The organism is Kitasatospora sp. NPDC051853, assembly GCF_044452665.1.
Taxonomy (GTDB): Bacteria; Actinomycetota; Actinomycetes; order Streptomycetales; family Streptomycetaceae; genus Kitasatospora.
This window is the reverse complement of the sequence record NZ_JBITBY010000001.1, coordinates 646,119-662,636: the sequence shown is the minus strand read 5'-3', so window position 1 is coordinate 662,636 and position 16,518 is coordinate 646,119. Positions and strand designations below refer to the sequence as shown.

The following is a 16,518-nucleotide window of genomic DNA, read 5'->3' as shown; positions in this document are numbered from 1 at the left end:
CCCGGAACACCGCCGTCCGAACACCGCCGTCCGAGACGGCTCTCCGACACCAGGAAGGAACCGGATGAACAAGCAGGTTGAGCCCGCGAGCACGGACAGCCAACGGCTGCTCCAGCAGATCGCGGAGGCGGCCGAAGCCGTGAAGAGGCTGGCCGACCACTTCGACGGACAGGCCCCGCGGGACCGGCGCGGCTTCGACGGCGCCCGCGGCTTCGACGAGGAGCAGCTGGACATCGAGCTGGAGTTCCGGGCGCTGCGCAACGGGCTGGGCAACTTCGGCCGCCGGGGCAACTCGGACATCGTGCTGATGCGGTCGCCACGGCACAAGGGCGACCGGCTGGTCTTCGCCGACCGCAGCCTGCCCGGGGCCACGGACCGGATCGTCGTCCGCTACCCGGGCGGGGAGCGGACGACGTTCCGACCCGACCAACTGGAGCACGGGCAGGAGCTCGAGGTCGGCACCGAGGCCGTCTCCGCCGTCCAACTCCTCGACCGCCACGGCACCGTGATCCGCCTGGGCATCCCGTACCGGGATCACTGACCGAAGGAGACTTCCGCGATGTTCCGCATGCTGGTCCGCCTGATCGCCGACCCCGCCCTGTCCAATCCGAGCGCCACGCCGAACGGGGACTCCGTCTCCACCGTGTTCGCCACCCATCCCGCCCAGCTCAGCCGTTGGCTGGAGGAGGTGTGGGCGGCCGGCGGCATCGCCGCCTGGCCGGGCATGACGACCCATCCGCTCCGCACGCCCGTCGACATCGTCTCCCGGCTTCGGCTGCCGGACGGCCTGCGGTCGGGCACCCTGCGCTCGGGGGTGGCCCCGGCGGCGGGTGCCATCCCGCCCGCCCCGGCCGCCGTCCCCTCGGAGTTCACCGGCGGCCCGGCGCTCGGGACCAACGTCGGACCGCTGCCGTGGGAACACCTGCTCTACGCCTACCTGGTGGAGAGCACCGGCATCGTGGAGATCTTCAGCGAGATCGTGCGCCGCTACGTCGTCGGGGAGACCCTCACACCACCGACCGCCGAGACGCTGGCGTGGGTCCGGGCGACCGAGGAGCTGTTCTTCCGCGACCCGCCGCTGTTCCACGTCGGTTCCGTGGTCAGCCAGTTGAGGCCCGACGCGCAGATCAACCGCCGCAACGCCTACTGGCGGATGTTCGGCTGCGACCTGCCGCACGGCCTGTCCGGCCGGGTCGAGGGCCAGCCCTGGAAGCGCGACGCGGGGGCCGCCGCGAACACCCGGTTCCTGGAGCTGTGGAACGAACTGCTCCGCCAGGTCTGGCTGGGCGTCGAGAACGACCGCAACCAGGTGGGCGCCAACCCCACGGACCAGAACTACGTCGCCTACATCTGCCAGACGCTCGGAGAGCTGCTCCGGGCCCGGCGGCGCGGCGGCATGCTGGCGCGCGAGGAGTACGCCTACGTCACCATGATGAGCTGGTTCCACCTCACCGTGGAGTACGACACCGAGCTGGTCACCACCCTCGGCGCGGCGGCGGGAGCCGCGGGCAACGCGGCCGACCGGCTCTCCACGATCGGCGGACTGGTGGGGATCAGGCCGCCGCGCCAGACCCGTGAACTGTTCGAACTCGCCGACATCGTCTCGCCGTTGGTGTGGATGATCGAGCAGCAGAAGTTCGACGACCCGGCCAACGCCGAGCTGCTGTTCCGGTCGTTCGGCGGCCCGATGAGGCCGATCCCGACGACGATGATGCGCATCATCGACCTGTGGCAGTCCGCCACCGGTGAGCGGGTGAAGGACTCCGCGACGACCGCCCGCCCGGCCCCCGGCACGCTCGCCGGCACCACGCCCCAGCCGCTGCGGCTGCCGTCCCTCAACGCGACGGCGATCACGCCGGCCCGGGTGGCGGCCTCGCCCAACGGGCACGGCCCGGTCGCGTGAACGAGGAGCGCACGATGGACGGACCGGAGGAGTCGTCGGTGTTCGCCCCGGAGGGCGGGGCGCCGTCCGGCGGGGAGGGCGCCTGGCCGCTGCGCGAGGACGTCTTCGCGGCGGCCGGTGAGGAGTACCACGGCGAGGCCGCGGAGCCGACGTGCTGTCACGGCCGGGAGTCCGAGGGCTGGTCGGAGACGCTCGACCTGACCGAGTTCGAGCGGGAGTGGGAGGGGTACCCGTCCGGGGGCGCGGAGTCCTCCGAGCCGGAGGCGTTCGAGGCTCTCGATGAGTTCGCGGAGTTCGCGGAGTTCGCGGAGTTCGAGGGCTTCGAGGGCGGGGAGGCCGGGCACACGGTCCACGAGGCGGAGCACTTCGAGGAAGCGTCCTTCGAGCAGGAGGACTTCGAGGCCGAGGACTTCGAGCACGAGGGCTTCGAGGCCGAGGACTTCGGCCCGGCCTTCTGGGCGGCGGAGGAGTCCTTCTGGCCGGTGCCGGTCCCTCCGGGACGGCTGGTGGTGAACCACCTGCCGATGCTGCGCCGCCACGCGGGGACGGCACCGGACCTCCTGCTCAAGTGGAACGCGATGGTCGCCCCGTCCAGCGTCGACGTCGTCATCCACCTGCACGGCTACGACGGCCGACGCCACGCGATGAACATCGTCCGGAACAAGGAGCCGGTCAGCGGGCTGGACTTCGCCGACCCGGCCGACCCGGCCCAGGTGGGCCGCACCTCCCCGACCCTGCTGGTGCTCCCCCGCGGCCACTACTTCGGCGGCCGGTCGGGCCTGGGCTACACCTTCCCCGCACTCGAACGACCGGGCGCCGTACGCCAGTTGGTGGACGATGCGCTGGCCGCGTTCGCCACCGAGACCGGTGCGCGGGTCCCGGCCGGGAAGATCGTCCTCACCGCCCACTCGGGCGGCGGTGCCTCGCTCATGGCGATCCTGCGGCGCGTCGGCCAGGACGAACGGGCCGTCGACCCGGACGAGGTGTTCACCTTCGACGCCCTCTACACGGACCCCACTCCGCTGATCGCCTGGGCGCGGCGGAGGATCGAGCGGGGCTCCGGGGCGCTGCGGGTGCTCTACCGGGCGGGCGAGGGCACCGCGCGCAACAGCGAGAAGGTGCACCGGGCCCTGGGCTCCTCGCGCTCGCCGTCCTTCCGGGTGGAGCGGGCACGGGTGAGCCACATGGAGATCCCGCGGCGGTTCGGCTGGCGGCTGCTCGCCGACGCCGCGGCCGAACTGCCGGGCACGGCACCGGTTCCGGGCCGTCCGTCCGCCCGGGAGGCCGGCGAGGAGCCGGAGTACTTCCCGGGCAGCGGCGAACGGTACGAGGCGGAGGACGAGTACCCCTCGGCCGGTGAGCCGTACGGCGCGTGGGAGTCGCCCGGGCTCGCGGAGGACGAGGCCTTCCCGTCCGGGGTGGTGCTGACTCCCGTGTCGGGCCCGGCCGGGCCGGGCGAGGAGTACTGGGACCCGCATAGGACCGGCGTCCCGCTGTACGACACCGGGCCGGCGGTGCAGGGCCTCAAGCTCTCGGCCAACTTCACCGTGCGCGAGCTCGTCACGACCGGCGGCCGGCACCCCGCCAAGGCGCGGATCTCCGTCGAGCTGGTGCGTTGCCTCCAGGCGATCCGGGACCGGGTCGGCAAGCCGGTCGTGATCAAATCCGGCTACCGCTCGTTCGCGCGCAACATCGAGGTCTACAAGGACCACCCCCAGGACACGACGAAGAGCCGGCACTCCAGCGGCCAGGCGGCGGACATCAGGGTCGACGGCATGACCGGGATGCAGCTCGCGAAGGCCGCCATCGACGTCTGGGGCGACAAGATCGGCATCGGGATCGCCTACAGCTACATCCACGTCGACGTCCGCGGCACCTGGGCGAAGTGGACCTACATCAAAGGCCCGGCGGGCGGACGGGCGCTGGCCGAGCTGGAGGCCTACCGCGCGGCCAGGCGCGGCAAGCCCAGCCCGCCGCCGACACCACCGCCGCCGACACCCGGACCAGGCCCCGGACCAGGCCCCGGCCCCGGCCCCGCGACCACCCGGACCCCCGACCGGACGGCCGGGCGCGTCACCCGCGGGACGTTCCAGAAGTGCGTCGGCACGGACCAGCCGGGTGCCCTCGCCCTGGCCGCCCAGTGGACCCGGCTGACCGGCCGCAGCACGTCCGGCCGTTACTGCCGGCTCACCTCCTTCGGCACCCCCTCCCTCCACGGCGAGGGCCGGTCGGTCGACCTCTTCGCCGACGCGTACAAGCCGGACCAGCGGGCCCAGGCGGAGGCGTACATCGCCTGGCTGCTCGCCAACGCCGTCGAGCTCCAGGTGGCCGTCGTCATCTGGAACGGCCGGATCTGGGCGTGGGGCAGGCGGGCCCAGGGCTGGCGCCCGTACCCCCACGAGAACAAGCACGTCGACCACATCCACGTCGACCTGAGCCGTGAGGGCGCCCAGTACCCGAGCCCGCTCTTCGCCGGCTCCGTGCCGGGCCTCGCGGGTCGCCCCGCTCCGACGCCCACCCCCACTCCCACCCCCAAGGGCTCCGACAAGGTGGTCGGCTTCGCGCGCGGCCACCGCGACTTCGCGCGCGCCTCCGAGGCGGGCAGCGGCGTGCCGTGGCTGGTGACGCTCGGTCAGGCCGCCCTGGAGTCCGGGTGGGGCGCGCACGCGCCGGGCCACAACTTCTTCGGGATCAAGGCCCGGGCGAGCGACCCCGCGTCGACCCGCCAGCTGCTGCGGACCAAGGAGGTGATGAGGCGTCCCGACGCGGTCTTCCCCGAGGTGATCTCGGTGACCCCGCGTCAGGACGGGCGGTACGACTACGTGGTGCGGGACTGGTTCCGCGTCTACCCGTCCCCCGCCGAGGCCTTCCTCGCCCACGGCCGCTTCCTGCGCGACAACCCCCGCTACGCCGCGGCGTTCCTGCACGCCTCGGACCCCTACGCGTTCGCGGGGGCGGTGGCCGCCGCCGGGTACGCCACCGGCCCCACCTACGCCTCGGAACTCACCAAGGTGATGCGGATGATCGAGCGGGCGCTCCCGTGACGCGGGGCTGACGCCCTCCGTGCGGAGGGCGTCAGCGCCCCGGCCCGGTGGTACGGAGCCACGCGGCGGTGTCCGCCGGGAGCAGGCCGCCGTCCAGCGGGGCGCTGGAGAGCAGCACGGCCTCGTGCTCCGGCAGGGCGACCGGCTCCGCGGACAGGTTGACCACGCAGGTGAGACCGCCGGGGCGGGTGAAGGCGAGCACGCCGGGGGCGGCGGGGAGCCAGGCGAGGGAGCCGTCGCCGAGGCCGGGTTCGGCGCGGCGCAGGCGCAGTGCGGTGCGGTAGAGCTCCAGCACCGAGGACGGGTCGCCGGTCTGGGCGGTGACCGTGAGGTCCTTCCACTCACCGGGCTGGGGCAGCCAGGGCGGCCGTGCGGCACCGGGTGGGGTGAAGGCGAACGGCGGGGCGGAGCCCGACCACGGGAGGGGCACCCGGCAGCCGTCGCGGCCCGGGTCGCTCTCCCCGGACTGACGGAGCGTCGGGTCCTGGCGGACGGCGGCGGGCAGGTCCTCGACCTCCCAGAGGCCGAGCTCCTCGCCCTGGTAGACGTAGGCGCTGCCGGGCAGGGCCAGCGAGAGCAGGGCGGCCGCCCGGGCCCGGCGGGTGCCCAGCCGCAGGTCGACGGGGTCGGCGTGGCGCGACCCGCCGTCGAAGGCGAAGGCGGTGTCGCGGCGGCCGTAGCGGGTGACGTGCCGGGTGGTGTCGTGGTTGGAGAGCACCCAGGTGGCGGGCGCGCCGACCGGCGCGTGCGCGGCCAGGGTTCCGTCGATCACCCCGCGCAGTTCCTCCGCGTCCCAGGGGGCCTTGAGGAAGGGGAAGTTGAAGGCGGTGTGGAGCTCGTCGGGGCGCAGGTAGCGGGCGAAGCGCTCGGGGTCCGGGGTCCACAGCTCGCCGACGAACATCCGCTCGCCCGGGTAGGAGTCGGTCAGGCGGCGCCAGGAGCGGTAGATCTCGTGCACCCCGGGCTGGTCGGCCCAGGGCAGCGGGGTGCCGGGCCGGTGGTCGGCGCGGTCGGGGAGGCCGGCCTCCTTGACCAGGGCGTCGGTGACGTCGATCCGGAAGCCGTCGACGCCCCGGTCCAGCCAGAAGCGCAGGGTGTGCTCGAAGTCGGCCCGCACGTCCGGGTGTTCCCAGTCGAGGTCGGGCTGCTCGGGGGCGAAGAGGTGGAGGTACCACTCGCCCTCGGTGCCGTCGGGTTCGGTGACGCGGTGCCAGGCGGGGCCGCCGAAGTAGGAGGTCCAGTCGTTCGGGGGCAGTTCGCCGTCCGCTCCCCGGCCGGCCCGGAAGTGGAAGCGCCCGCGCTCCGGCGATCCGGGCCCGGCGGCCAACGCCGCCCGGAACCACGGGTGCCGGCTGGAGACGTGGTTGGGCACCAGGTCGACGATGATCCGCAGACCGGCCCGGTGGACCTCCTCGATCAGGGCCTCGGCCTCCTCCAGGGTGCCGAACAGCGGGTCCACGTCGCGGTGGTCGGCCACGTCGTAGCCGCCGTCGGCCATCGGGGAGACGTACCACGGGGAGGTCCAGAGCGCGTCCACCCCGAGCTCGACCAGGTGGGAGAGGCGGCGCCGGATGCCGGCGAGGTCGCCGACCCCGTCCCCGTTCCCGTCGGCGAAGCTGCGCGGGTAGATCTGGTAGACGACGGCGTCCCGCCACCACGGGCGGGCCTCGCGACCGGTCATGCGGTACCGACCTCCTGTCGGGTCCGGGCGGCCGACCCGGGAACGGCGGGCCGTCTCCCAGGCTCCGGGCCCGCCGCGGGCTCCGCAACAACTTCCGGAAAAGAAGTCCGCCGGGGATGTCGAGAAGCCGTGTCCGGCTCCGTCCCAGGGGTGAGCGCGGCCAGAATGGGCCCCGCCGCACCGCACGGAGGAGAAGAGATCATGGCCAAGTACCTGCTGCTGAAGCACTACCGCGGCGCCCCGGCGCCGGCCAACGACGTGGCGATGGAGCACTGGACGCCGGAGGAGATCACCGCCCACATCCGGTACATGCGGGACTTCGCCGCCAAGCTGGAGCAGACCGGCGAGTACGTGGACGGGCAGGCACTCGCCCCGGAGGGGACCTGGGTGCGGTACGACGGGGAGGGCAGGCCGCCGGTCACGGACGGGCCGTTCGCGGAGACCAAGGACCTGATCGCCGGGTGGATGGTGATCGACGTGGACAGCTACGAGCGGGCGGTGGAGCTGGCCGGGGAGCTGTCGGCCGCGCCCGGGAAGGACGGGAAGCCGATCCACGAATGGCTGGAGCTGCGCCCGTTCCTGTCCGCGCCGCCCGTGGACGCCGACCTGGACTGCCACGGGTCGGCGGGGTGAACCCGCCGGTGGACGAGGTGCTGCTGCGCACCCTGACCCCGGGCGTGCTGGCGGCCCTCGTCCGCCGGGGTGCCGACTTCGCCGCCGCCGAGGACGCGGTGCAGGAGGCGCTCCTGGAGGCCTTCCGGACCTGGCCGGAGGCCGGGGTGCCGCGCGACCCCAAGGGCTGGCTGGTCACGGTCGCCTGGCGGAAGTTCCTCGACGGCGCCCGGTCCGAGAGCGCCCGGCGCCGCCGCGAGGAGCTGGTGCACGAGGAGCCGGAGCCCGGCCCGGTGCCGGACGCGGACGACACGCTACGGCTCTACTTCCTGTGCGCCCACCCGTCGTTGACGCCCTCCTCGGCCGTCGCGCTCACCCTGCGGGCGGTCGGCGGACTGACCACGCGTCAGATCGCACAGGCGTACCTGGTGCCGGAGGCCACCATGGCGCAGCGCATCAGCCGGGCCAAGCGCACCGTCTCGGGCGTCCGCCTCGACCGGCCCGGGGACGTGTCCACCGTGCTGCGGGTGCTCTACCTGGTCTTCAACGAGGGCTACGGCGGCGACCTCGACCTGGCGGCCGAAGCCATCCGGCTGACCCGGCAGTTGGCGGCGGCCGTCGACCACCCCGAGGTGGCCGGTCTGCTCGCCCTGATGCTGCTGCACCACGCACGGCGGGCGGCCCGGACCACCCCCGACGGCGGACTCGTCCCGCTCGCCGAGCAGGACCGCGGCCGCTGGGACACCGCCGCCGTCGCGGAGGGGGTGGCGGTGCTCCAGGCGGCGCTGGCCCGGGACCGCCTCGGCGAGTACCAGGCACAGGCGGCGATCGCCGCGCTGCACGCGGACGCACCGACCGCCGGGGAGACCGACTGGGTGCAGATCGTGGAGTGGTACGACGAGTTGGCCCGGCTGACGGACAGCCCGGTGGTCCGCCTCAACCGCGCCGTCGCCGTCGGCGAGGCCGACGGCCCGCGGGCCGGCCTGGCCGCCCTCGCGGCGGTGGACCCCGCCGTCCCCCGCCGCACCGCCGTCTCGGCCTACCTCCACGAGCGCGACGGCGACCTGCCCACGGCCGCCCGCCTCTACGCCGAGGCCGCCCGCCAGGCCGCCAACCTCGCCGAGCGCGACCACCTGTTCCGCCAGGCCGCGCGCCTCAACTCCCTTCCGGGGGTTCAGCAGTAGCCGTCGAGGCGGGCCCGGTGACGGCCCGGCGTGCGGTCCGGCCAGGGGCGCCCGGCCCGCTCGGAGGCGGCATCGCGCAGCAGGTCGAGCGCGGTTCCGCCGGGGTAGCCCCGGAAGCTCGCGTACGCCCGGCGGTGGTACGCGCTCCAGTAACTGACCAGGCGGCGTTCGGTGCGCGCGAAGAACTCCGGGTTCTCCACGACGAACTGCCCGTACACGGCGCTCCCTCGGGAGCCCGGCACGAGCAACTCCCGGTAACCGTCCCGGAGATCGGTCAGGATCTCCAGCACGTACTCGCCGGTCAGCTGCACGGTGTACGGCACCACCCAGGGCTCGGTGGCGGTGAGCAGCGGCGCCAGGTGGCGCTGCCGCACCCGGCCGTCGTGGTGGCGGGTGTAGAGGCAGTGGAGCATCAGCCGCTGCCGCTCCGTGAGCGACACGACCTCGGAGGAAGGAAGTTCGCTCCGGTAGATCCGGTCGGGGATCGCCAGGTCCTCCCCGCCCACCAGGACGGTGAAGGTGTGGTCCGACCGGTGTCGCGCCTCCGGAAGGACCGCGATCAGGCCCACCGCCTCGGCGGCGAGCTCACCCGGGAACGCCGAGGCCAGGGCTTCGCTCCCGCTCCCGTCCGGCGGCACGTGCTCCCGCCGCGCCGCGCCGGCCGAGGGGAGGTGGCGCGCGGCGGCGGTCATCGCCGCCCTCCTCACCTTCCCGAAGTACGCGGCGCAGTAGGCCTCGTGGATCAGCGGGAGGGCCTTGTCCAGAGCGGCGATGCAGGCCCACAGCCCGGCGACGCCCTCGGGGTCGAGCCCGCCGTTCAGCTCCCGCAGGACGTAGCCGGCGGTGTCGGCGTCCACCAGGATCAGCTCCACCTCGCCGACGGCGACCCCTCGGAAGCCCTCGGGGTAGGGAGCGCTCCGGTGCTCCTCCCACAGCCGCTCAAGTGACGCACCGTCCGCCTCCGCGGCCGGTGGCAGGAGCAGGGTCACGGCCTCGACGACGGCGCGCACCATGCGGACGGCCACCGCCGGACCGCAGGTGGTGCCGATCGCCTCGCCCGCGCCGAGACGGTCGCGCAGGTCGAGGCAGGCGCCGAGCTCGGCCGCGAGGCCCGGCGGCAGGATGCCCCGCTCCACGGCGAGCCCGACCAGCTCCGCCGGCGGCCGAGGTGTCGCCAGCCTGGTGACGAGGCCCTGCTCGAGGGCGACCAGGGAGTGCGTGACGGCGACCGCGGCGAACTCGTAGCGGTGGTACGAGAAGCGGATCAGCTCCCGGCAGACGCCCAGGGCGGTCAGTACGGGCATCGGGGCGTGGTCGGGCAGGGTCAGCTCGGCGAGCAGGGGTTCCAGGTCCTCGGGGTCGAGGAGCGTTCCGAAGTGGCGCGGGTCCATGGACTGCGGGTGGGTGCTCATCGGCGCCAGTCTCAGCGCCGGGTGTCGGCCCGGTCCACCGGATTTGCGGCACGGACCGCCCCCTCTCCCCCAAATCCCCCCAGAAGCAGGCAACTTGACTCGGCCTCACAGCGCACCCCCAGGGCTTCCTCAGGGGACCCTCAGGAAACCCGGCCGACATGGCCGGGCATGTCCGGACATCGGAGTCGATCAAGCTCAAGTCTCGCTCAGAAGATCCATTTGAGGCTGTACAGCAGATGAAGATCCGCCATAACTTCTTCACACCAGCCGCCGGGGGGCGGCACATATGTGAAGAGGTTTCAGATGAGTGTGCAGGTCAAGAAGACTCTCGCGGTCTCCGCGTTCGCCGTTCTGATGGCCACCGGGATCACCGCGCCGGCCTTCGCCTCCGTCGCCCAGCCCGCCGCTCCGTCCGGTGTGGCGGCCGTCGCCGAGACGGGCGACGTGCCCGTCGAGCCGCCGGTCACCGAGGGCGAGGGCGACCTGGTCGAGGTCACCGACCCGTCCGCCGAGCCCGCTCCGGGCAAGGGCCCGAACAACGTCCCGGGCGCCGACTACTGCGGCCCCGCGCACGGCTACTACACCACCACCGCCAACTACGGGAAGGTCATGCGCGGCGTCGGCGTCGACCAGGCCAACTACAACGGCACCTCGCGCGTCATCAAGTCGGTGTTCAGCGCCGAGGCGTCCGGTGAGGTCGGCATCTCCGTCTCCGGCGAGCTCAAGGTCAGCGCGAACGCGCTCCTCGCCAACGTCGAGGCCAAGTACGGCGTCGACCTGTCCGCGAAGCTCACCGCCAAGCTCGGCAACACCACCTGGGCCGAGACCCCGCCGCGCCGCACCACCCACGCCCGCTACGGCGTCTGGCGCCTGAAGACCGCGGGCACCAGCTACACCATCTACAGCAACTGCTCGACCTCCGCCAAGAAGACCGTCGTCGCCTACACCCCGCAGAACGTGGGCTGGTACGTGTGGGAGACCGCCTGAACCGGCCCTCGGTGACCGCTGAGCGGCGGACCGCACTGGCCTCCCTCGCCGCGACCCTGCTGTTGGTCGCGGGCCTGGGGGCCTGTGGCGGCCCCGGCAGCGCACCGTCCGCCGAGCCGTCCGCCGGGGCATCCGCCCCGGCGGCGGCCCGCCCCGCCGAACGGCTGGAGCACGTGGCGTCGCAGTCGGTCGCCGAGGCGCCGAAGATCCCGGACGAGACCGCGCTCGCGAGCGTCTCGGACCGGACGGGCAGTCACACCCTGCCGATCAGCGGGGGCCTGACCCCCGGCCCGGTCTCGGTGATGGTGGTCTGCCAGGGCGCCGGCACCCTCACCGTCACCCTCGAACCCACCGGCCTGGGCTTCCCGTTGGACTGCGTCGCCCACGAGTCGAGCACCACCTACAACCAGATCGGCCTGCGCAACGCCCGCCCGGAGGCGTCCGTCAAGGTCGACGCACCGGCCGGCGTCCGCTGGTCCCTGAGCGTGGCCAAGCCGCAGCCCGTCGGCGGATGAGGGCACGCACTGCGCACGACGTACGGGGGCCCCGGCCGTGGCCGGGGCCCTCGTCGTGCCGCGTCAGTTCCCGGACGTCTCCGCCACCCGGCGGCGGACCAGGAACCAACCGCCCGTCAGCACGGCCGCGACCAGCGGCAGGCAGGCCACGGTGGTGCGGCCGACGCCGCCGTCCAGCCACATCAGGACCAGCACCGACACCAGGAAGCCCAGCGTGACGATCTGCGTCCAGGGCGCCCACGGGAGCCGGTAGCCGGGGCGGGTGACCAGGCCCTGGCCGGCCCGGCGCCAGAAGAACAGCGAGCAGATCATGATCATCGCCCAGGTGCCGAGGATGCCGATCGAGGCGAAGTTGACGACCAGTTCGAAGGCCTCGCCGGGCATCACGTAGTTCAGCACCACGCCCAGGACACCGAACCCGGCGGTGAGCAGGATGCCCCCGTACGGGACGCCGCCCTTGTTCATCACGCCGGTGAACTTCGGGGCCGAGCCCGCCATCGACATCGAGCGCAGGATCCGACCGGTGGAGTACAGGCCGGAGTTGAGGCTGGAGAGCGCCGCGGTGAGGACCACCAGGTTCATCACCCCGGCCGCGCCGGGGATGCCGAGCTTGTCGAAGACGGTGACGAAGGGGCTCTGGCCGGCGGAGTAGGCGGTGTACGGGAGGAGCAGCGCCAGCAGGACCACCGAGCCGACGTAGAACAGGCCGACCCGCCACATGATGGAGTTGATCGCCTTCGGCATGATCTTCTCCGGGTTCTCGGTCTCCCCCGCCGCGACGCCGCACAACTCGACCGAGGCGTAGGCGAAGACGACGCCCTGGAGCAGGAGCAGCATCGGCATCACGCCGCTCGGGAAGATCCCGCCGTTGTCCGTGACGGTGGCCAGGCCCGGGGTGTGGCCGTCGACCTGGTGCTGGGTGACCACCAGGTAGATGCCCACCAGCATGAACGCCACCAGCGCGGCCACCTTGACGATGGCGAACCAGAACTCCATCTCGCCGAAGTACTTGACCGAGATCAGGTTGGCCGCGAGCACCACCGAGAGGGCGATCAGCGCGAGCAGCCACTGCGGGACGTCGCTGAACATCGCCCAGAAGTGCGCGTAGGTCGCGGCGGCGGTGATGTCGGCGATGGCGGTGGTGGCCCAGTTGAGGAAGTAGAGCCAGCCGGCGGTGTAGGCGCCCTTCTCCCCCATGAACTCACGGGCGTAGGAGACGAAGGCCCCGGAGGACGGGCGGTACAGCACCAGTTCGCCGAGCGCCCGGACGACCAGGAAGGCGAAGACGCCGCAGACGGCGTAGGCGATGAAGAGCGACGGCCCCGCGTTGGCCATCCGCCCGCCGGCCCCCAGGAACAGGCCGGTCCCGATCGCCCCGCCGATCGCGATCATGTTGACGTGACGGGACTTCAGGTCCTTGCGGTACCCGGCGTCGCCGGCGTCCACGTGCGCGGCCGCCGCCGATCCCGCCAACGGCGGGGTCTCGGTGGCGACTTGGTCCGCCGTGGTCGTCGTGCGGTCACTCATGGAGTCGTGTCGCCTTCGTGAGGGGGAGTGTGGTCTCCCGGTCGGCGGGGACGGTGTGGGTGGTCGTCGCGCGCATGACCGGGCGGCACATCCTCACCGGTCGACGGGGGATCCGGCTGTGGCCGATGTCACGTTCGGGGATGATTTGCGCGAAATTTGAGCCTTTGGCCGAGTCCCGCCCGCTCGTGGAAAACCGCTTGGGCCCACCGGGGGTCCGTTGCTACTGTCGTGATCACCGTGACCGCACGCAGGAGGTGAGACCCGTGAACGCAGTATCGACGTGGGTGCTCCCCCTCTTCTTCACGGTGTGCGACTGACCAGGACGGTGTCGTCGGGAGCGCCTCTTCACACAGGCACTCCTGAAAGGGCGACAGCCATGAACTCTTCCCCCCTGGTCCACCGCACCTCCGACACCCAGTGGCAGGCCGTCGACGACGGTGGCCGCGTCATCGGCCACGGCGACCTCGCCCGGCGGCCCGACGGCCGCCGCTTCCTCAGCATCGACGTCTGGCAGGACGCGGCCTTCGCCCCGCTCGCCGCCGCGATGTCGGCCGCCCTGCCCTCCCCGCTGCACGCCCTCGTCGGCGAGGCCGACACCGAGCTCGACTCCCGTTGGCAGCAGGCCGGTTTCGGCTTCTCGCGCCGCGAGTGGGAGTACGTCGTGCCCACCGCTCCGGCGCAGGACGCGCCCCTCCCGGCAGGCGTCTCACTGCTGCCCGGGACCGAGGCCGACCAGGAACTGGTACGCGGGCTCGACCGCGCCCTGCGCGAGGAGATCGACGCCGCGGCGGGCTGGCACACCATGCCCGCCGAGGTCGTCCCGCGCCCGGAGGGCACCGTCCTCGGCGACCCGTCGCGCTACGCGGTGGCGGTCACGGAGGACGGCGCCCACGTCGGGCTGGTGCGGGTGGCGGTCGTCCCGCGCCGCGCCCGGATCGGGCTGGTCGCGGTCCTGTCCGGCTTCCAACGGCGGGGCATCGGGCGGGCGTTGCTGGCCCACGCCCTGGCTTCGCTCCACACGGCGGGAATCGCGTCGGCCCGGGCGGAGGTCGACGGGACCAACCTCGCCGCCGCCGCACTCCTCGACGGCTTCGGGGCGCAGCGGGCCGACGGCGTCGTGGAGCTCGTGCGCCACTGACGCCCGGAATCCCGGCACCCATTCTTCCAACCCCCTACGAACGAGGGACTTTTGCCCAGAACAACCAACGGCCTCGAACTCGAGGGCACCGTCATCGAGTGCCTGCGCAACGCGGTCTTCAAGGTGGAACTCACCAACGGCCACCAGGTGCTCGCCCACATCAGCGGGAAGATCCGCAAGAACCGCATCAAGATCCTCCCCTTCGACCGGGTGCTCGTCGAGCTCAGCCCGTACGACCTGACCCGGGGCCGCGTCCTGTACCGCTACCGGAACTGATCCCCCGTCAGCCCCGTCACACGTGAGGGTGCCGGCCGCCGCCGTGGCGGCCGGCACCCTCGTGCGCGCTCAGGGAACGCGCGGCACGACGACCACCTGGTGGTCGTCCTCGTAGATGACCTCCCCCGGATCGGCGGACCAGATCGCCTCGCACCCCACCCGGTGCAGTTCGAGGATCTCCAGGTGCCCGCCGACCCGCTCGACGTGCGCGCGGGCGGACGCCTTGAACCACGCCTCCGCCCCGGGGTGGAGCTCACGGTCGTAGACCGTGGGGTCGACGTGGGACGGGTTCACCAGATTCGCGTCGTACCAGTCGTAGCTGGACCGCCGGAACGACTCCTGCTCCGGGGTCAGCCTCCCGGCCGAAGCCAGCCCGTTCACCAGGGCGAACACCCCCGGGAACGTCCCCCGCCGGTTCGCGTCCGTGGCCTGGAACCGTACGTACACCCTTGCCTCCCGAAGGACGGAACACCACGGTCCGTAGACGTCCGGTCCCCGGCGGGGGTTCCGGGCCGCCGTCGGGAGGTCCGCCCACGGTCGCGGGGCCCGGTGGCCGACGAGGTGGCGGCCCCGGCGTCGGCCCTTATGTCAACATGGTTGACCTTGTGGCCGACCCGGGGGTCTGATGGCGGTCCGACGAGGAGCCTCCACTCCTCCGTACCCGTAGGAGCCCCCCGCCATGGCCGACGCCGTCCGCGCGCTGGAAGACGCGAAGCCCGTCCCGTTCTGGCTGGACGACCCAGGCCGGCCCTCGGCCGCCTCCGCGCTGGTCGGCGACACCCGGTGCGACCTGCTGGTGGTCGGCGGCGGGTACGCCGGGCTGTGGACGGCGTTGATCGCCAAGGAGCGGGACCCGTCGCTGGACGTGCTGCTGGTCGAGGCCCAGGAGGCCGGCTGGGCCGCGTCCGGACGCAACGGCGGCTTCTGCGAGGCCAGCCTCACCCACGGCCTGGGCAACGGCCACCAGCGCTGGCCGGACGAGCTCGCCACCCTGGAACGCCTGGGTGCCCGCAACCTCCAGGGCATGGAGGACACCCTCAAGCGCTACGGCATCGACTGCGACTGGGAGCGCTCGGGCTCGATCGTGGTCGCCACCGAGCCCTACCAGCTGGACGGGCTGCGCGAGTTCGCCGCGCTGGCCGAGCGGTACGGGGGCCACCTCACCCCGCTGGACCGCGAGCAGGTGCGCGCCGAGATCGACTCCCCCACCTTCCTCGGCGGCCTCTGGGACCGCGAGGGCGTCGCCATGGTCAACCCGGCCAAGCTGGCCTGGGGCCTGCGCCGGGCCTGCCTCCGGCTGGGCGTGCGGCTGCACGAGCACACCCGGGCCACCGGGCTCACCGAGTCCGGCCCCGGGGTCGTGGTGCGCACCCCGTACGGGCGGATCGCGGCCCGGCGGGTGGCGCTGGCCACCAACGCCTTCCCCTCCCTGCTGCGCCGTCACCGGCCGTACACCGTCCCGGTCTACGACTACGCGCTGATGACCGAGCCGCTGACGGAGGAGCAGCTCGCCTCGGTCGGCTGGCGCAACCGGCAGGGGTTCGCGGACAGCTCCAACCACTTCCACTACGTCCGGCTCTCCGCCGACAACCGGATCCTCTGGGGCGGGTACGACGTGGTGCACCAGTACCGCAGCCGGGTGCGGGCCGAGCGGGACCAGCGGCCGGAGACCTTCGCCACCCTGGCGCGGCACTTCTTCCGGACCTTCCCGCAGCTGGAGGGCGTCCGGTTCAGCCACGCCTGGGGCGGGGCGATCGACACCTGCACCCGGTTCAGCGCCTTCTTCGACCTCTCCCACCGGGGGAAGGTCGCCTACACCGCCGGGTACACCGGCCTCGGGGTGGGCGCCACCCGCTTCGGCGCCGAGGTGATGCTGGACCTGCTGGCGGGCGACCGCACCGAGCGGACCGAGCTGTCGATGGTGCGGCGCAAGCCGCTGCCCTTCCCGCCGGAGCCGATCCGCTCGGCCGGCATCGGGGTCACCCAGTGGTCGCTGGCCCGGGCCGACGCGAACGCCGGGCACCGCAACGTGTGGCTGCGCACCCTGGACCGCCTCGGGCTGGGCTTCGATTCCTGACGCTCCGTGCCCCGGCCCGCACGGGGCCGTGGACGGGGCCGTGGACGGGGCGGCGGGCGGGGCCGTGGGCGAACTGTTGCGGGGCGGCTCCGGAAACACGTCAACCATCTGTCACATCCGTGTCCTTGGTGGCAGCATGGTCCCCGACCGAGCGGGTGGGGT

General features: G+C 73.0%; 14 protein-coding genes. 10 read left to right on the top strand and 4 right to left on the bottom strand.

Going from position 1 to position 16,518, the window contains the following annotated elements; all coding sequences use genetic code 11:
• Positions 1-64 precede the first annotated feature (64 nt).
• Genes ACIA8O_RS02865 through ACIA8O_RS02855 form a run of 3 tightly spaced genes read left to right on the top strand, consistent with a single transcriptional unit; the run spans position 65 to position 4,947 of the window.
• On the top strand, positions 65-541 hold the full coding sequence (locus ACIA8O_RS02865) for a hypothetical protein (protein WP_396291712.1): 477 nt from the start codon (positions 65-67) through the stop codon (positions 539-541).
• Between the two features lie 18 nt (positions 542-559).
• The gene (locus ACIA8O_RS02860; RefSeq protein WP_396291711.1) at positions 560-1,903 is read left to right on the top strand and encodes a hypothetical protein; all 1,344 of its coding nucleotides are present in this window, start codon (positions 560-562) and stop codon (positions 1,901-1,903) included.
• A 14-nt stretch (positions 1,904-1,917) separates the two neighbouring features.
• Positions 1,918-4,947, top strand: a complete 3,030-nt coding sequence (locus ACIA8O_RS02855) for a glucosaminidase domain-containing protein (RefSeq protein ID WP_396291710.1) — start codon at positions 1,918-1,920, stop codon at positions 4,945-4,947.
• A gap of 31 nt (positions 4,948-4,978) precedes the next feature.
• On the opposite strand, the gene ACIA8O_RS02850 is transcribed toward ACIA8O_RS02855, so the two are convergent.
• On the bottom strand, positions 4,979-6,628 hold the full coding sequence (locus ACIA8O_RS02850; protein WP_396291709.1) for a glycoside hydrolase family 13 protein: 1,650 nt from the start codon (positions 6,626-6,628) through the stop codon (positions 4,979-4,981).
• 201 nt (positions 6,629-6,829) lie between these two features.
• Here ACIA8O_RS02850 and ACIA8O_RS02845 point away from each other — a divergent pair, with 201 nt between their 5' ends.
• Both ACIA8O_RS02845 and ACIA8O_RS02840 read left to right on the top strand, forming a co-directional pair.
• Positions 6,830-7,261, top strand: coding sequence for a YciI family protein (locus tag ACIA8O_RS02845; protein WP_396291708.1), 432 nt, complete (start codon positions 6,830-6,832; stop codon positions 7,259-7,261).
• Between the two features lie 8 nt (positions 7,262-7,269).
• Positions 7,270-8,424 carry an RNA polymerase sigma factor gene (locus tag ACIA8O_RS02840; RefSeq protein ID WP_396292108.1) on the top strand — a complete coding sequence of 385 codons (1,155 nt, stop codon included), beginning with the start codon at positions 7,270-7,272 and terminating at the stop codon, positions 8,422-8,424.
• On the opposite strand, the gene ACIA8O_RS02835 is transcribed toward ACIA8O_RS02840, so the two are convergent.
• Entirely contained in the window at positions 8,415-9,836 is a 1,422-nt protein-coding gene (locus ACIA8O_RS02835; protein WP_396291707.1) for a hypothetical protein, read from the bottom strand. The genes ACIA8O_RS02840 and ACIA8O_RS02835 overlap by 10 nt on opposite strands.
• A gap of 303 nt (positions 9,837-10,139) precedes the next feature.
• On the opposite strand from ACIA8O_RS02835, the gene ACIA8O_RS02830 reads away from it, so the two are divergent.
• Both ACIA8O_RS02830 and ACIA8O_RS02825 read left to right on the top strand, forming a co-directional pair.
• The gene (locus ACIA8O_RS02830) at positions 10,140-10,823 is read left to right on the top strand and encodes a hypothetical protein (protein ID WP_396291706.1); all 684 of its coding nucleotides are present in this window, start codon (positions 10,140-10,142) and stop codon (positions 10,821-10,823) included.
• 11 nt (positions 10,824-10,834) lie between these two features.
• Positions 10,835-11,338 carry a hypothetical protein gene (locus ACIA8O_RS02825; protein WP_396291705.1) on the top strand — a complete coding sequence of 168 codons (504 nt, stop codon included), beginning with the start codon at positions 10,835-10,837 and terminating at the stop codon, positions 11,336-11,338.
• A gap of 63 nt (positions 11,339-11,401) precedes the next feature.
• On the opposite strand, the gene ACIA8O_RS02820 is transcribed toward ACIA8O_RS02825, so the two are convergent.
• Positions 11,402-12,865, bottom strand: a complete 1,464-nt coding sequence (locus tag ACIA8O_RS02820; protein WP_396291704.1) for an amino acid permease — start codon at positions 12,863-12,865, stop codon at positions 11,402-11,404.
• A gap of 376 nt (positions 12,866-13,241) precedes the next feature.
• Between ACIA8O_RS02820 and ACIA8O_RS02815 the strand changes: the two genes are divergently transcribed.
• On the top strand, positions 13,242-14,003 hold the full coding sequence (locus ACIA8O_RS02815; RefSeq protein WP_396291703.1) for a GNAT family N-acetyltransferase: 762 nt from the start codon (positions 13,242-13,244) through the stop codon (positions 14,001-14,003).
• A 51-nt stretch (positions 14,004-14,054) separates the two neighbouring features.
• Positions 14,055-14,279, top strand: a complete 225-nt coding sequence (infA, locus tag ACIA8O_RS02810; protein ID WP_396291702.1) for a translation initiation factor IF-1 — start codon at positions 14,055-14,057, stop codon at positions 14,277-14,279.
• Between the two features lie 69 nt (positions 14,280-14,348).
• On the opposite strand, the gene ACIA8O_RS02805 is transcribed toward infA, so the two are convergent.
• Positions 14,349-14,726: a hypothetical protein gene (locus tag ACIA8O_RS02805; RefSeq protein WP_396291701.1), complete on the bottom strand. Its 378-nt coding sequence runs from the start codon at positions 14,724-14,726 to the stop codon at positions 14,349-14,351.
• A gap of 232 nt (positions 14,727-14,958) precedes the next feature.
• On the opposite strand from ACIA8O_RS02805, the gene ACIA8O_RS02800 reads away from it, so the two are divergent.
• A complete protein-coding gene (locus ACIA8O_RS02800; protein ID WP_396291700.1) occupies positions 14,959-16,356 on the top strand; it encodes an NAD(P)/FAD-dependent oxidoreductase in 1,398 nt (465 codons plus the stop codon).
• The last annotated feature ends 162 nt before the right edge of the window (positions 16,357-16,518 follow it).

Excerpts from the sequence above, each read along its gene's own strand:
- ACIA8O_RS02865 (WP_396291712.1), top strand. The coding sequence starts at position 65 with ATGAACAAGCAGGTTGAGCCCGCGAGCACGGACAGCCAACGGCTGCTC.
- ACIA8O_RS02820 (WP_396291704.1), bottom strand. The coding sequence starts at position 12,865 with ATGAGTGACCGCACGACGACCACGGCGGACCAAGTCGCCACCGAGACC.
- ACIA8O_RS02815 (WP_396291703.1), top strand. The coding sequence starts at position 13,242 with ATGAACTCTTCCCCCCTGGTCCACCGCACCTCCGACACCCAGTGGCAG.
- ACIA8O_RS02855 (WP_396291710.1), top strand. The coding sequence starts at position 1,918 with ATGGACGGACCGGAGGAGTCGTCGGTGTTCGCCCCGGAGGGCGGGGCG.
- ACIA8O_RS02850 (WP_396291709.1), bottom strand. The coding sequence starts at position 6,628 with ATGACCGGTCGCGAGGCCCGCCCGTGGTGGCGGGACGCCGTCGTCTAC.
- ACIA8O_RS02800 (WP_396291700.1), top strand. The coding sequence starts at position 14,959 with ATGGCCGACGCCGTCCGCGCGCTGGAAGACGCGAAGCCCGTCCCGTTC.
- ACIA8O_RS02830 (WP_396291706.1), top strand. The coding sequence starts at position 10,140 with ATGAGTGTGCAGGTCAAGAAGACTCTCGCGGTCTCCGCGTTCGCCGTT.
- ACIA8O_RS02860 (WP_396291711.1), top strand. The coding sequence starts at position 560 with ATGTTCCGCATGCTGGTCCGCCTGATCGCCGACCCCGCCCTGTCCAAT.
- ACIA8O_RS02835 (WP_396291707.1), bottom strand. The coding sequence starts at position 9,836 with ATGAGCACCCACCCGCAGTCCATGGACCCGCGCCACTTCGGAACGCTC.
- ACIA8O_RS02845 (WP_396291708.1), top strand. The coding sequence starts at position 6,830 with ATGGCCAAGTACCTGCTGCTGAAGCACTACCGCGGCGCCCCGGCGCCG.